Annotated in this window: 11 protein-coding genes, 1 other RNA gene and 1 pseudogene; 3 read left to right on the forward strand and 10 right to left on the reverse strand. The window is 64.4% G+C overall.

The genetic code is table 11. The features are described 5' to 3' along the window. The first annotated feature begins 114 nt into the window (after positions 1–114). The 3 genes and pseudogenes from KWO_RS15480 to KWO_RS15490 form a co-directional block, all read left to right on the forward strand. Entirely contained in the window at positions 115–480 is a 366-nt protein-coding gene (locus tag KWO_RS15480; protein WP_010380597.1) for a DUF1428 domain-containing protein, read from the forward strand. A 173-nt stretch (positions 481–653) separates the two neighbouring features. Then, a complete protein-coding gene (gene trxC, locus KWO_RS15485; RefSeq protein ID WP_010380599.1) occupies positions 654–1,100 on the forward strand; it encodes a thioredoxin TrxC in 447 nt (148 codons plus the stop codon). Positions 1,101–1,252: 152 nt separating this feature from the next. Continuing rightward, positions 1,253–1,637 (forward strand): annotated as a pseudogene (locus KWO_RS15490) (beta-xylosidase family glycoside hydrolase); the annotation flags it as partial. 49 nt (positions 1,638–1,686) lie between these two features. Here the strand turns inward: KWO_RS15490 and KWO_RS15495 are convergent. From KWO_RS15495 to KWO_RS15540, 10 genes are all read right to left on the reverse strand, one after another. Then, positions 1,687–1,763: non-coding RNA, sX9 sRNA (locus KWO_RS15495), on the reverse strand. A 57-nt stretch (positions 1,764–1,820) separates the two neighbouring features. Continuing rightward, positions 1,821–3,776 carry a response regulator gene (locus KWO_RS15500; RefSeq protein WP_026112155.1) on the reverse strand — a complete coding sequence of 652 codons (1,956 nt, stop codon included), beginning with the start codon at positions 3,774–3,776 and terminating at the stop codon, positions 1,821–1,823. Further along, on the reverse strand, positions 3,766–4,641 hold the full coding sequence (locus KWO_RS15505) for a sensor histidine kinase (RefSeq protein WP_010380604.1): 876 nt from the start codon (positions 4,639–4,641) through the stop codon (positions 3,766–3,768). Before KWO_RS15505 ends, KWO_RS15500 begins: the two co-directional genes overlap by 11 nt. Further along, complete coding sequence (locus KWO_RS15510; protein ID WP_010380607.1) at positions 4,638–5,651, reverse strand: ATP-binding protein; 1,014 nt, start codon at positions 5,649–5,651, stop codon at positions 4,638–4,640. The genes KWO_RS15505 and KWO_RS15510 overlap by 4 nt, the downstream gene beginning before the upstream one ends. Further along, the gene (locus KWO_RS15515; RefSeq protein ID WP_010365857.1) at positions 5,642–6,037 is read right to left on the reverse strand and encodes an anti-sigma regulatory factor; all 396 of its coding nucleotides are present in this window, start codon (positions 6,035–6,037) and stop codon (positions 5,642–5,644) included. The genes KWO_RS15510 and KWO_RS15515 overlap by 10 nt, the downstream gene beginning before the upstream one ends. Continuing rightward, positions 6,034–6,396, reverse strand: coding sequence for an STAS domain-containing protein (locus KWO_RS15520; protein WP_010365855.1), 363 nt, complete (start codon positions 6,394–6,396; stop codon positions 6,034–6,036). Before KWO_RS15520 ends, KWO_RS15515 begins: the two co-directional genes overlap by 4 nt. Before the next feature lies 1 nt (position 6,397). Next, complete coding sequence (locus KWO_RS15525; RefSeq protein ID WP_017113039.1) at positions 6,398–7,240, reverse strand: STAS domain-containing protein; 843 nt, start codon at positions 7,238–7,240, stop codon at positions 6,398–6,400. Positions 7,241–7,903: 663 nt separating this feature from the next. Beyond that, the gene (locus KWO_RS15530; RefSeq protein WP_010380613.1) at positions 7,904–10,228 is read right to left on the reverse strand and encodes a tetratricopeptide repeat protein; all 2,325 of its coding nucleotides are present in this window, start codon (positions 10,226–10,228) and stop codon (positions 7,904–7,906) included. Between the two features lie 24 nt (positions 10,229–10,252). Beyond that, positions 10,253–12,127: an ATP-binding protein gene (locus tag KWO_RS15535; RefSeq protein ID WP_010380614.1), complete on the reverse strand. Its 1,875-nt coding sequence runs from the start codon at positions 12,125–12,127 to the stop codon at positions 10,253–10,255. A 209-nt stretch (positions 12,128–12,336) separates the two neighbouring features. Beyond that, a complete protein-coding gene (locus tag KWO_RS15540; protein ID WP_017113040.1) occupies positions 12,337–13,692 on the reverse strand; it encodes a helix-turn-helix transcriptional regulator in 1,356 nt (451 codons plus the stop codon). Positions 13,693–14,145: the final 453 nt, after the last annotated feature.

A 14,145-nucleotide genomic window follows, 5' to 3' on the forward strand; every position in this document is an offset into this window, starting at 1 on the left:
CGGCCAGCGCGCTGGATGCACGCTCCTGCCCCACTGCTCTCCAGTTCTTGGTCGCACCAACATCCCTTGGTCATCCTCGGGTGCACATCGTGCGCCCTGTCTGCGGAGGTGGTTATGTCGTATATCGATGGTTTTGTGCTTGCCGTGCCCACGGCCAACAAAGACGCATTTATCGCGCATGCCCGCATGGGCGATGCTGTCATCATGGAGTACGGCGCGCTGCGCGTAGTGGAGTGCTGGGCCGACGATGTCCAGCGAGGAAAGTGGACCGACTTCTATCGCGCAGTCGACGCAACCAATGAAGAGACTGTGGTGTTTTCCTGGATCGAATGGCCGGACAAGGCCACCCGCGATGGAGGCATGCGCAAGATGATGGAAGACCCGCGCATGGATCCGTCCGTCAACCCGATGCCGTTCGACGGGAAGCGCATGGTCTACGGCGGCTTCGTCCCGATCGTGACGCTCGGCCAGTCGGCCTGAGCGATGCAGCGCGCTACGGCGCGCAGGCAGCTCGCCACGCATCCGCTTAATGGTACAGCCGCTGGCCCTGGGCACAGCGCCTTTGGGCGTGGCAGCTACACTGGCGACATGCAGCATGCGCGCGGCCAGTGATAGCCGGGCAGCGCAGGCAGCGCCGCCTACTGGAGACCCACATGACCGACGCATCGCTTCTGATCGCCTGCCCGAGTTGCGCTGCGATGAACCGCATCGCGCCCACGCGCCTGCGCGACGCGCCCAAGTGCGGCAGCTGCCATCAGCCACTGTTTCTGGGCACGCCGGTGGCCCTATCGACTGCAGATTTCGACAAGCACGCGGTGCGCAGTGCACTGCCGCTGGTGGTGGATTTCTGGGCGCCGTGGTGCGGGCCGTGCCTGAGCATGGCGCCGCAATTTGCCGCGGCCGCCGCCGCGCTGGAACCGCAGGTGCGCTTGGCCAAGGTGGATACCGACCTGCATCCGGCGCTGGGCACGCGCTTTGGCATCCGTAGCATTCCCACCTTGCTGGTCATCCAGGGTGGGCAGGAGCTTGGCCGGCATTCGGGCGCGGTGAGCAGCGCGCAGATCGTCAGCTGGGTGCGTTCGGTGTTGAGCCATCGGTAACGCAACAAAAAGGCCAGCTGCGCATGTACGCAGCTGGCCTGGATCCACACACGAAACATCACTGCTGCGCTGACGCCGCAGTGACTGCAGTCAACCGATTACCCTATTACTGCCAGTTGACGTTGAGCGACACGCCCACAACGCGCGGCTCTCACCACGCCACCTTGGTCGCCAGCGTGGACGGCAGTGCGCTGGCCCCTGGCGAACAAGCCGGCCTGGCGATTGTGGCCAAGGAGAGCAGCTTCCTGCCCCCATGCTGGTACGCGAGGCAGCGGCACCGCGGTGGTGCTATATCGCCGTGCGGGAGCGCAGCAGCCAAACACCGGCACCGAGCTGGCACGCGCGCCACTGCCCGATCTCACGCAGCCGGTGAAGCTGCGCTTCGCGCTGGATGCTGCGCGCGTGCATGTGGATTACGCAGTCGGTGAAGGACAATGGCAGACGCTGCTTGAACAGGGCGATGCGCGCGTGCTCAGCACCGAGTCGGCCGGTGGTTTTGTCGGCGCTACATTCGGGCCGTATGCATATGCGCGGTGAGTGCGGGCGCCTGCACAACTGCTGTGCATCGCGCCACGCGTCTGTAAGCGGCTAACAACACATAGCGAGCGGCCATCAGGTAGCCGTGGACGGCGCGCAGGGAACCGGAGTGCGCGCGCAATACATGCCGAAGACACTGCCGCCTGACGGCTGCGCAGTCATTTTGGTAGCCGCCCTGACACCCTACGCCCGCGCCAGCACGCTGCTGTCGAGCATTTGCCCCACCGTGTTGAGCAGATCGTTGAGGCTGAAGGGCTTGGGCAACAAGGCCATGCCTTCGGCCAGGAATTCCTGCCGCGTCGCCGCGTTTTCTGCGTAGCCGGTAATGAACAGAATCGGCAGACCTGGGCGTAGCATGCGCGCCACATCGGCCATGTCGCGCCCGTTCATGCCGGGCAGGCCGACATCGGACACCACCAGATCGATGTGTACGTCGGTGCGCAATTGCTCCAGAGCGCCGTTGGCATCTTCGGCTTCGATCACCTGGTAGCCGGCATCGCCGAGCACTTCGCTCACCATCATGCGCACCACATCGGTGTCATCGACCAGCAGGATGCGCTCGTTACGTGTGCGCGGCGCGCTCGGCGCCGGTGCCGGCAGTACCTCATTGGCCGAGAGCCCACGCGGCAGCAGCAACGCCACCGTGGTGCCACGGCCCACGGTACTGGTGATGCGCGCGGTACCGCCCGATTGACGCGCGAATCCGTAGGTCATCGACAGACCCAGGCCAGTGCCTTCGCCGATGGGTTTTGTGGTGAAAAACGGCTCGAACACCTGATCGAGAATGGCCGGCTCGATGCCGCTGCCGTTATCGATTACGTTCACCGCAACGTAGTCGCCATCCTCCAGTTCCGGATCGTCGTGCGCGGTGTAGGCCTCGCTCTGGATGCGGATGGTGCCCTGGCCCTTCAATGCATCGCGCGCATTGATCACCAGGTTGAGCACCACGTTTTCTAGCTGATTGGCATCGGCAATCGCCACCAGCGGCGTGGATACAAGTTCCAGTTCCAGCGCGATGTTTTCGCCGATTGAGCGCTGTAGCATGTCTTCCAGCGAACGCACGCGGGTGTTGACGTCGAACGGTTGCGCATCCAGCGATTGCTTGCGTGCGAACGCCAGCATGCGCTGAGTCAGCGCGGCCGCGCGATGCGCCGAGCCGGTGGCGATCTCGGCCAGCCGCGGCACGCGTTCAACGCGGTTGGATTCCACCGCCAGCTGGATCATGTCCAACCCCGAAATGATGCTGGTCAGCAGATTATTGAAATCGTGTGCGATGCCGCCGGTGAGCTTGCCCAGCGCTTCCATCTTTTGCGCCTGCAGCAGCTGGATTTCGGTGTGCTGGCGCTGCGCGATCTGATGCGCAAGCTCGCTGGTGGCGGTATCCAGTTCCTGGCGCTGCTCACGCTCGCGCAGGCGTTGCTCGGTGACGTCTTCCACCATCAACAAACCCAAATCCGGCTCGCGGTACGGCGACACCCGCCATTCGGTTTCGCACAGCTTGCCATCGCGCAACAGGGTCAACGCACCACTCCAGCGCTCGCGCTGCGCCAACGCGGTGGTCAGTGCATGCACGGTGGAGGCCTGATCCAGCCCGGCAGCGTGGATCGCAGCGCCGGGCGTGGCATTGCCGACCAGGCGCTGAAACGCGGCATTGGCTTCGTGCGTGTGCAGGTTGGCGTCCACCACCGCAATCGGCGCGCTGATGTGTTCGAAGATTTCGCGGAAACGTGCCTCACTGATGCGCAACGCTTCTTCGGCGCGACGGGCGCGCAGCAGTGTGCGCAGCGTGGCCACCAGCACGTTGGGGTCGACCGGATGAATCAGATAGGCGTCGGCGCCGGCCTCCAGCCCGGTGATCATGTCGCCAGTGGCAATCGAAGCGGCCGAGACATGCACCACCGGTAACAATGAGGTGCGCGGTTCCGCGCGCAACGTGCGCACGATGTCGAAGCCACTCATGTCCGGCAGATTGACGTCCAGCACCACCGCGGCAAACGTCTGCGCGGCCAGCTTGGTCAGCCCCTCGGTGCCGGTAGCGGCTTCTTCGACCACGAACTGGTGATGTTCGAGCACGCGCCGCACCGAATAGCGCGTCACCGCATTGTCGTCGACGACCAGAATGTGCTGCTTACTGCCCACGTGCATCCTCCGCTACCAGCGTCACCGGCAGCACCACGTAAAATTCCGAGCCCTGCCCGGGCACGCTATTGACGCCCACCCGGCCGCCCAGCAACTCGGCGAACCGCTTGCAGATCGACAACCCCAAACCGGTGCCGGTCAGGCGTTTTTGCAGCGGCGAGTCCACCTGTACAAAATCTTCGAACAAGGCCTCGTGAAGCTCGGCCGCAATACCGATGCCGGTATCTTGCACGCCAAAACGCACGTGGGTGTCGCCTTCCAGCTGAGCGAACACGCGCACATGCCCCTGCGGGGTAAATTTGAGCGCGTTGGAAATGAAGTTGCGCAGGATCTGCGCCAGCTTCTTGTCGTCGGTGTAGAGCATCGGCAACACCGGTGGATCGTCAAAGACCAACATGGTCTTGCCGGTATCGGTGAGCGGGCGGAACATCCCGCGCAAGGCCGCGAACAGGTCCATCAGATCGAACCAGCCCGGCGAGATGGTGATGCGCCCGGCCTCGATCTTGGCCAGATCGAGAAGGTCGTCCACCATCTCGGTGAGCTCGCGCGCCGACCCGCTGACAAAGCGCACCTGCTTGAGCTGCTCGGCGTTGAGCGGGCCGTCCATGCCGTCTTCCAGCAAGCGGGTGATGCTCAGGATCGACCCCAGCGGTGTACGAAACTCATGGCTCATGTACGACAGGAAACGGCTCTTGAGTTCAGACACATCGCGCAGCTGTTCGGCCTGCTGGTCGAGCTCGGCATACAGCGCCAGCACGCCCTGGTTGGTTTCTTCCAGCTCCTCGCGCAAGGCCTGATTCTGCTGTCGCAAGCGTTCCAGTTCTGCCGTTGCATCGAGAGCCGGCACATCCGTGGTGGGATTCATTGCATGCCTCCTAAGCGCATGACAAACACACAGCAATCATCACGGCCGCGCGTGTAATCGCGTAATAGCAGCGCCGCCACGATGCGTGGGTGACGCGAGAACAGGCCAGGGTGATCGCGCAGGTTCCAGCGCGATTGCAGGCCATCGCTGTGCATCACCAGCAACTTGCCGGCCGCATGCGGAAAGTCGAATGGTTGCGCCTTGCGAAATTGCGCCCCGACGATGCCCGGATGCGATGGCATGCCGCGTACGCCATCGCCATCGCATAGCGACGCGACAATATTGCCGAGACCGGCAAAGCGCACCTGGCCGCTGCTGGCATCGAACTGCATCACTGCCGCTGCGCCACCGCGCGTGCCGCTCATGCCCGCATGCAGGCGCGCGATGCGCTCGCCGGGTTCGCCACCGGCCAGCGCCGCAGCGCGCGTGCCGGCATCGGCAGCATCGGCCGCGCCTGGCCCGTGGCCCAAGCCGTCGATCACGCTGACGGTCACCCGTTGCGCATCGATCGCCAGGTGCCAGCCATCGCCGCACACCACTTCGTTATGCAGCGGCACGCGCAGCGCGCCGTAGGGCAGATCCAATTCCGCACGCGGCTGAGCGAACACGCGTGCCAGCACAATCGCGCCCTTGGCATCGCAATACGCATCCAGCAGCTGCGCCTGGCGCTTGATCGCACCCAAGCCGGTGCCCGGCGTGCCGGCAGTGGAATAGCCATCGCGCAGGCCATCTGCAAGCACGAAGCCTGGGCCATCATCGATGGCACACAACTCCACGCCCGTGCCGCCGTCGCGCGCGGCCACCGTGGACAGCTGCAGGCCGCCGCCACGCCCGTGCTTGACCATGTTGGTGGCAAGTTCGGTGGCGACTAGCGCCACGCGGCCACAGCTGGCTTCGTCGAAGGCCAGCGTCTGCGCCAAGGCGGTCGCTTCGCGGCGCGCCTGCCCGACCTGGCTGGTTTCGTCGACACGAAACGAACGGGTCACCAGGCCGGCAACATTCACTTCCATTTGGTGATGGTGATGCGTGTGCCCTGGCCTGGCGCTGTGTCCAGGACGAAGTCGTCCACCAGCCGGCGGCTACCGGACAGGCCAAGGCCCAGTCCGCCGCCGGAGGTCCAGCCGTCGGTCAGTGCCAGGTCCAGATCGGGAATGCCGGGCCCCTGGTCGCGAAAGGTCAGCTGCACGCCCTTGCGGATGCCGCTTTCCACCAGCGCCCAATCCATGTCGCCGCCGCCGCCGTAAATCACGGTGTTGCGCGCCAACTCGCTGGCCGCGGTGACCAGCTTGGTCTGGTCGACCAGCCGCAGGCCGCATTGCACCACCAGCTTGCGCACGGTCTGCCGTGCGAGCACCACATCCTGTTCGGTGCGCACCGGTTGCGAGCCGGTCGTCATGCCGCCTCGTCGGGTTGCTGCAACAGGCGCATGCCGCGTTCGACATTGAGCGCAGTGCGAACCGAGGGCAAGGTCAGGCCCAGCTCGACCAGCGTGATCGCCACGGCCGGCTGCATGCCCACCACCACGGTCTTGGCGTCCATGATCGCGGCCAGCCCGGAGATGGTGCTGATCATGCGGCCGATGAAGGAGTCGACGATGTCCAGCGCGGAAATATCGATCAGCACGCCACGCGCGGAGGTGTTGCTGATCTTTTCCGACAGATCTTCCTGCAGCTGCAGCGCGAGCTGGTCGTGCATGTCTACCTGGATGGTGACCAGCAGCAGATCGCCCATCCGCAAGATCGGGATGCGCTCCATGTCAGCTCGCCTTGCTCACGCTTACGCCGGTGCGCTTGAGCGCCAGCGCCAGCGCATCGGCCAGGTTGGCCTTGGTGACGATGCCTTGCAGATCCAGGCCCAGATGCACGATGGTCTGCGCAATCTGCGGGCGCACGCCGCTGATGATGGCATCGGCGCCCATCAGGCGGATGGCGGTGACGGTCTTGAGCAAGTGCTGCGCCACCAGCGTGTCTACAGTGGGCACGCCGGTGATGTCGATGATGGCGATTTCCGAGCCGGTGTCGACAATGCGCTGCAACAGCGATTCCATCACCACCTGGGTGCGTTGCGAATCCAGCGTACCGATCATCGGCAATGCCAGCACGCCGTCCCACAGTTTCACCACCGGCGTGGACAGTTCCAGCATCTCTTCCTGCTGACGCACGATGATGTCTTCGCGGGTCTTCTGGAACGCCTTGACGGTGTACAGGCCCAGGCGGTCGAGCAATTCCGACAACGCCCACAACTGCTGGCCAAGGTCTTCCGGTGTGCCGGCGTACTCGCGCTGCACCAGCGCAAACAACACGCGCTTGAGCGAGAAGATGAAGTTGGCGGTTTCCTGCGAATCGAAGCCGCGGGTGGCGCGGTCGCGCGATAGATTTTCCAGGAAGCGGCGCACTTCGCTCCACTCGGCACTGTCCAGGCTGCTACCATCGTCTTTCAACGAGGTCACCAGCAAGCGCAAGAATTCGCCAGCCTGCGCTTCGAACTCCTGCCGCGACAGACGCGCATCGTTGCCCAGGCTAGAACCCAGCCATGCGGCCAACAACGCACTTTCCTGGCCACGAATCGCATCGATCGAGCGCTGTTGCAATGCCACCATGAGATCACCCACCAAAAGAAGAAGAGGTTGGGCATGCGGGCTGGACTGCGCCCTGACTGACGCGGCGCCCCCACGCCGATGCGCGGCAGAGTAAAGCAATTCAGATTGGGCAACCAGCGACCCAACCTGTAGCAGTTATCCGCGCCGCATCGCGCGCAGTGTGACATTGCAGCGCACGCGCCGAACGTGCGCCGGTCCACGCCTGCGGATATGCGCTGTGCCGCTGCACACACGTGGCGAAATGAAAACTATCCGCAGACAACCGCCAAACCCATCTCGCATTCGCCTGCAGTACGGAGTTCACCGGCGTGTTGTCGCTAGGCCGAGCATCCGCCCATTGCGGCGGCTGTCGCCGGTGTAGTCGCATGGACCGAAGCGCTACGGCAACGACGAGGCGATCTCGCTGCGCGTTGCGCTCGAACGCAATGCGCTCAATTCAGCAGGCACGCTGAAAGCGCGGTGTTGCATCCAGGGCGGCGGCGTGTGGCGGCATGAACGCCGCCAGCAGATCCATGGATGGATTGGCAGGATCCCCGGACACCAGATTCATCGCTACCCATCAAAAGTGACGCCAGAGCGCACACCACGAATCCCAAACGCCCAAACCCCAATCGCGGCGGCGATCGCATGATCGGCCGCCACCATATAAAGCGAATCGCCGCCCTACAACCCGTAACGATCCACCGCATCCAGATGCGGCTGCGGATCCTGGCCGCAGGCCTGGGCAAGCCGCAGCCAGCACATCGGGTGTGGCCACTGCGCTGTTGCTGCGAGCAAGGCGCGATGCAATTCCAGCGGCGCGGCCGCTTCCGGCAAGGCCACGGTAAACAGCACGCCCGGCAAGCCCGAGCCCGCCACTTCCGGATCGAAACCGTCCGGATCTTCCGGGTTGATCAACCGATAGTCGTCGCGGCTGTGCAACCACAGCTTCCAACCGCGTGCTTCGATATCTTCGCGCAGCGCATCGATCGCTTCTTCGCCGGGATGCACGCCGTCCACCAGCCAGCTGTTGGCATAACCGCCGGCTTGCAACACATACACCTGCGCGTAGGTCGGCACGAAGCACTCGCGTTCGGCCTTGTCTTCCGGCGGCGGATACAGTAGCTCCGCATCGAACACTACCCAGTCGCCGACGTGCTGGCGCTGATGCGCAGGCGCGTTTTCGACGATGCGCGCAGTCACCGGACCGGTGCGGCGTGCGTAATACTCGGCCACTTCGCCATCATCCACGCAACGAATGATCACCCAGCCCCAGGTCTCTTCGACCACGCCGCTGGTGCTGCTCAGCTCCATGCCGATGGCCTGCGCAGAGGCACGCACCGCATCCCAATCCTGCGCCGCGCTGGCCGCCGTCATGTGATCCCAATGCGCAGAACGTGGTTCTTCCAGCAGCTCGGTGAGTTGCCGGTAGACCGCGGCGGCCTCGGCAAACCGGCCCGTGTTGAGGTACATGCGCGCCAACAGGCCGCGCGCGCCATGCGAGCCAGGCGACAGCTCAAGCAGTGCGGTGCAGGCCTGTTCCAGCGCCGGCCAGTCGGCCAACCGCTGCGCCAGTTGCGCCTCGCACCACAACGCCGCCACCGGCACCTGCGGGCGGTACAGCTGCACCAGCCGGCGCACACCTGCTTCATCGCCGCGGGCCAGCAACAGATTTATCAGCCGGAAGGTGGCGCTGGTTTCGCGATCGGCATGCCGCTGCACGAATGACCACAGCAACGCGATCGCTTCCTCGTCAGCCGCACAAGCACTCAATGCCGATGCAGTGGTGTCGACAAGCTCCGCATCGTCCGGACATTCCGCTACGGCCTGCAGCAGCCACTGCGCTTCGCGCTCGGGATTGCGCACAACATCGTCGCCTCGCGCGTTCACCCATTCCAGCAATTGTGCGGCTGGCACCGGCGCGGCTTGGCCCGCAGGCGCGGCGTCGATACGTGCGGCCAACCCATCCAGCAACTGGGTGGCGCCGCGGTCCTGACGCAGCTTGGGCAGATGCGCACGCGCAAGCGCCAGATGCCGGCGCGCGGTCCACACTGCGCCACGCTGCAGCGCCAACTGCATCGCCAGCTCAGCGGCTTCGATCAGCATGCGATGCGCGCCGACCTGCGCGTAATGATCGAGCATCAGCTGCACGCGGCTGCCCAGATCCCAGCTATTGCGCTCCGGCGCACGCGACACCAGCACCACCACTGCACGCAACCAATGCAGGCGGTAACGCGGGGCAACTTCGCGCCATGGCAGCAGCGCTTCCATGGCTTCAACGTCGCGCTGCAACAGCGCCAGCGCGCGCGCTTTCTGCAGGCGTCGCGGCTGACTGCAGTTGGCCCACTCGGCGCCTTCGCGCGCAGCGTCGCGTTCGCGTTGCTCCACCAGCGCCAGCGCGTCCTGCGCACGCCCGAGCGCAAGCAGGATCGAGATGCGCATGTCCGGCACGCCGTCGTAGATTTCTCCGCCGTGCGCCAGGATGGTCTGTGATTGCTGCTCCAGATAATCCAGTGCCGCGTCGCCGCGCCCGTCATCGAGCAAGGCATCGGCTTTTTCGCAGCTCAGGCACTGGTAACACGACCAGCTTGGGTCAATGCGGCCCAGGGTTTCGTCGCACACCTCGATGCGCTCTTCCACCCAGCCCGGACCATCGATGTTGGCGTAGCACGCGGCCAGATCCTGGGTCACGCAGACCGATTGCGGGCACTCCACTGCGTCGGCGCGATGCGCACGTTCGAACAGTGCCACCGCATCTCCCAACGCGCGCTCGCCTTCGCATAGATTGCCGACGCGGTTACGCATTTCCCAATGCCCGACGAACACCTCCAGCCATGGATTGGCAAGCGTCTTGCCCAGCGCACGCGCCTCCGGCAACAAGGCCTCGGCGCGTTCGATCTGCAGATCGCAGATATGATCGGTCAGCCGCGTTAGCAGCTGCGCATTTTGCGGCTGCCCGGCTTCGCCCAGATCGTCCTGCAGTTTTTCTACCCAGTTCCAGATTTCCATCGTGTCGCTCCTGCGATGCGGCGCTTAGCGCGCCAGCAATTGGGTCACGGCCTCGACAAAATCACCGAAGGCCTTATTGAGTTCGGAAACGCCTGCTTCGGTACTGCCCGGCTGCGGCTGCGGCTGCGTGCGCCCTTGCGCGGAGACGATCACCTTCAGCGAACGCAGCAAGCGCGCCGCCACCGCCGCCTGCGGATTGCCCGCACGCTGCGCCGCCAGCAAGGCCTGCAGCGCCGGATTATCGAGATTCAGATACAGGCGCTGGGTCTGCCGTGCTTCGATACGCGCGGTGAATTGCCGCGCCAGCCGCAACGCGGCGGTGGAGACACGCTTGTCGTTCTCGTCCTGCTCCAGGCGACGTTTGAGCTCGGCCTCGCGATCGGGCACCACCACCAGCGGCAATTCCTGCGGGCTGAAACGCGCCGGCACCAGCGCTTCGCCATCGCCCAGATGCTGTTCCAGCCACGCCAGTTCGTCAGCAGGCAGCGTGTCCAGATGGAACAACTGGCGGTTGCCGTGTTCGGTGCCCAGCTCGACCAGGCGCACACCCTTGGCTTGCGCCCAGCGCCGCAAAAACGGCACCACCGCATAGCGGTTGCCATAGGCCACCGGCACGCCCATCGCGCGGAACAGCATTTCTTCAAAACCGCTGTCGCTATCCAGGATCACATGCACCGCGCCACGCGACGGCAATTGCTGCGCCGGCAGATCGCCTTGCGAGGTCGGCACGCGCACGTGTTCCAGCAGCAATACAAACAGGCGCTCATCGCACAACGCCGCGCCCAGCAGGGCTTCGTTATGGCGCAGCAAGATGCGTCGCCATGCCTCCGGTTGCTGGCGGGCGACATCGGACAGGCCTTGCACCAGTGCTTCGGACAAGGCGTGCTGCACCGCGCTGTAGACCGTATCGCGCTGCAGATCCTCGCGGCTTGCGGTGGGCGTCAACCGGTTGGATTCAATCACCCCACCGATGAAACCTGCCCACGGCGGCAGCAGTTCGCGCGCGTTGTCGTCCAGCAACATGCCGCGCAGGAATACCGACAGATTGCGGTTGTCGCTGGTGCCATAGGTGGCACCGTCCTGCACCCACAACAAGCCGACCGCATCGCTGCCCTCTTCCGCACGTACCGGCATGCAGCACAACGGTTCGAAATTGCGCTCGAAGCGCGCGGCGAACTCGCGTTGCCGGCGCCAGGCCTGCACCGGATGCAACGGCACGGCGTCCTGCATGCGCCACGGCGGCGGCTCGGGATTGATCGGCTGCGCATCGGCGCCGATCCAGATCGGCTCGCGCAAAAGCGCGCAGTAGCGCGACAGAATCTCGCGCAGCCGCCCCTCCTGCGCCAACGACAGATAATTGCTGTGCAATTCCAGCACCACCTCGGTGCCCACCTGCGCACGCGCAGGAATCGGACTGACCGTGTACTGCTCGGCGTTGCTGGAGATGTAGCAATGGCCCAACGTCGGGGACTGGTACGAAGTGGTGCGCACAGTCACCCGCCGCGCCAGCACGAAGGCAGACAAAAAGCCCAGCCCGAACATGCCGATCAGCCCGCTGTCCTCGTGCCCGCCCTGGCGGAGCCCACGCGTGTAACCCACGCCTACGGTGGCCAGGTAATCGTGGATTTCCTGCTGGGTCAGCCCAGCGCCGGTATCGACGATGCGCACGATGCCCTGGGCAGCATCGGCATGCACTTCAATGCGCGATTCGCCTTGCCAATCGGGTTGTTCCAGACGGCGGCGCAGGATGGAATCGTGCGCGTTCTGCACCAGCTCGCGCAGCGCCACCACCGGGGTGGAATACAGATGCTTGCTGAGGACCGACATCAGTCCATTGAGATCCACGCCTGCACGGCGGATCTGCGCGGCGTCGGTCGCCTCGGGTGTGTGATCTTGCATGATCGGTCGTCGTTTCCTTGGCGACGACGCCCATCTCGGACTCGCCCCCTGGATGCCAGTGCCAGCCGGAAAGGATAGCCGCAAGCCACCTCGCACGCACGTCTCGATTCGGCTCCTGCCCTACATTGCGCACCGTGGCACCCGCCGCATCATCCGCCGAAAACGAACCGCCACGGCCGGTAGCGCTACCAAGCCGTGGCGTGCAGAGATTACCGTTGCAAGGTTTCCATCGGTGCTTCGTTGAAGTGCTGGCGATAGCCCTTGGCCAATGCCGAACGGCTGCCCACGCCCCAGCGGCTGGCTGCCTGCAACACGCTGCCGCAGCCGCCTTCGGCCAGCAATTCGTCGCGGATGCTCTGCATGCGGTAACGACGCAGCACCTGGGTCGGCGACAGCCCGGTAGCGGACTTGAACGCCTGCTGCAGCGCGCGCCCGGTCACCCCGATCTGTGCGGCCACTTCATTGATCGACAGATCCGAGCGGTGCGCGTTGGTGATCATGTAGCTGTAGGCGCGCCGGTATTTGGCCGGCAAGCGGGCGGAAATATCGTCGCTGACATGTGCCGGGGTGCCACTTTCCAGCAAGCGCGGCGCCTGCACTTCGCTGCGCAGGCATTGCACCGCGCCCAGCGCGTAGCGGTTGTAGAGCAACAAGGCTTGTTCCGTGCGTCCCAACGCCTGGCTGATCTTGGCCTGGCAGTACTCGAACTCCAGGTTCCAGCGCGGCGCATGATGCCGGCCGGCACCAGCCAGCGCGCGTTCGGCCAGATCGGCCCGCCCTACCGCCAACGCGGCAAGCGCCAGCTCCACCTGCGCGTCCTGACGCGCGCATGGCGGGCATCCGGTGGCCGCAGCCGGAAGCGCATCGATCTGCGCATCGAAGCCAAAGGTGTCGCCGCCTGCGATGCGCAGCAGGTTGCGCACATGCCGCATGCGCTGCGCAAGCACCGGAATGGTCTCGGCCAGGTCGGCGATGCAGGCGCGCAGGTCATTGGGTTCAAAGGCATGCGCGGCGTCTTCCTGCCGCAATGTCGCCTGCCAGAACACATGGTCGCTCATGCGATCGGAGCGGCGGATGCGCAGCTGCGCAATCATGTCCAGACGCAGCGCAGTGACGATACGCAACCAATCGGAAGCACCGATCTCCAGTTCGGCCAGCACCTCGTTGGCGCGCTCCAGAGTCTGCAAGGCCAGCGTGCTCTGGCCCAGATGGAAGTGAGTGAGCGCCTTGCCCAGCAGACTCTCGCCGCACAAGGTGGGTGGCGTTTCGCGATCCATTGCCAGCTGCGCGAAGCAATTCAGCGCCGCACTCAGGCGCCGCTGGCTCAGCATCAACCAGGCCGTGTTGCGACACGACAGCAGGCGTAATTGGCGCTGATGGCCGCGCATTGCCTTCAGGGCCTGCCGATACGCGTCTTCGGCCTCTTCTTGATATTCCAGGATCAGCAGCGCATCGCCGCTGGCCCCGAACAGGCTGACCTCATCGTCGGCGCCATCGGCTGTGCCCTGTCCATCGCGTCGCTGCTGGAGGTGTTGCAGTCCCTGCGGCCAAGCACCAACTAACATCCTGCTCGTATAGGTAGGAAGACGTTCTGCGTAAGACAACGCAGAGATCGCTGCAAAGTAGGTGGAAAGGATCATGCCGGTCTCTCTCTTGGGGGGGCGGTGCAATAGACAACAGGCGCCGAGCTCGCTGGCGCAAACGATTGTATGCAGCGGATCCAATGGAATTTCTCACTTGAAGACACTGAAAAAATCAAAAAATCTCACTCTGCCCTCGAATAAGCACGTCGTGCGTTTCGCGGGATGCGGGGATTTTTTGCATACCACCTGCGGTATCGCGCATCAGACATCTCGCGCCATTCGGACGAGTATTGAGGATGTCTTTTTGCGCCAATAATGCGCCCCCCCCCGACAACGTCTGCGAACACGCGTCTTGTGTGCGCAATCGCCGTCGTCGGCCACAGTCGTGTCGATGTCCGACTACTGCGCGCACGCATGCCCGGGGAGTTGGCTTGA

It is taken from the genome of Xanthomonas vasicola pv. musacearum NCPPB 4379, assembly GCF_000277895.2.
Lineage (GTDB): Bacteria > Pseudomonadota > Gammaproteobacteria > Xanthomonadales > Xanthomonadaceae > Xanthomonas > Xanthomonas vasicola.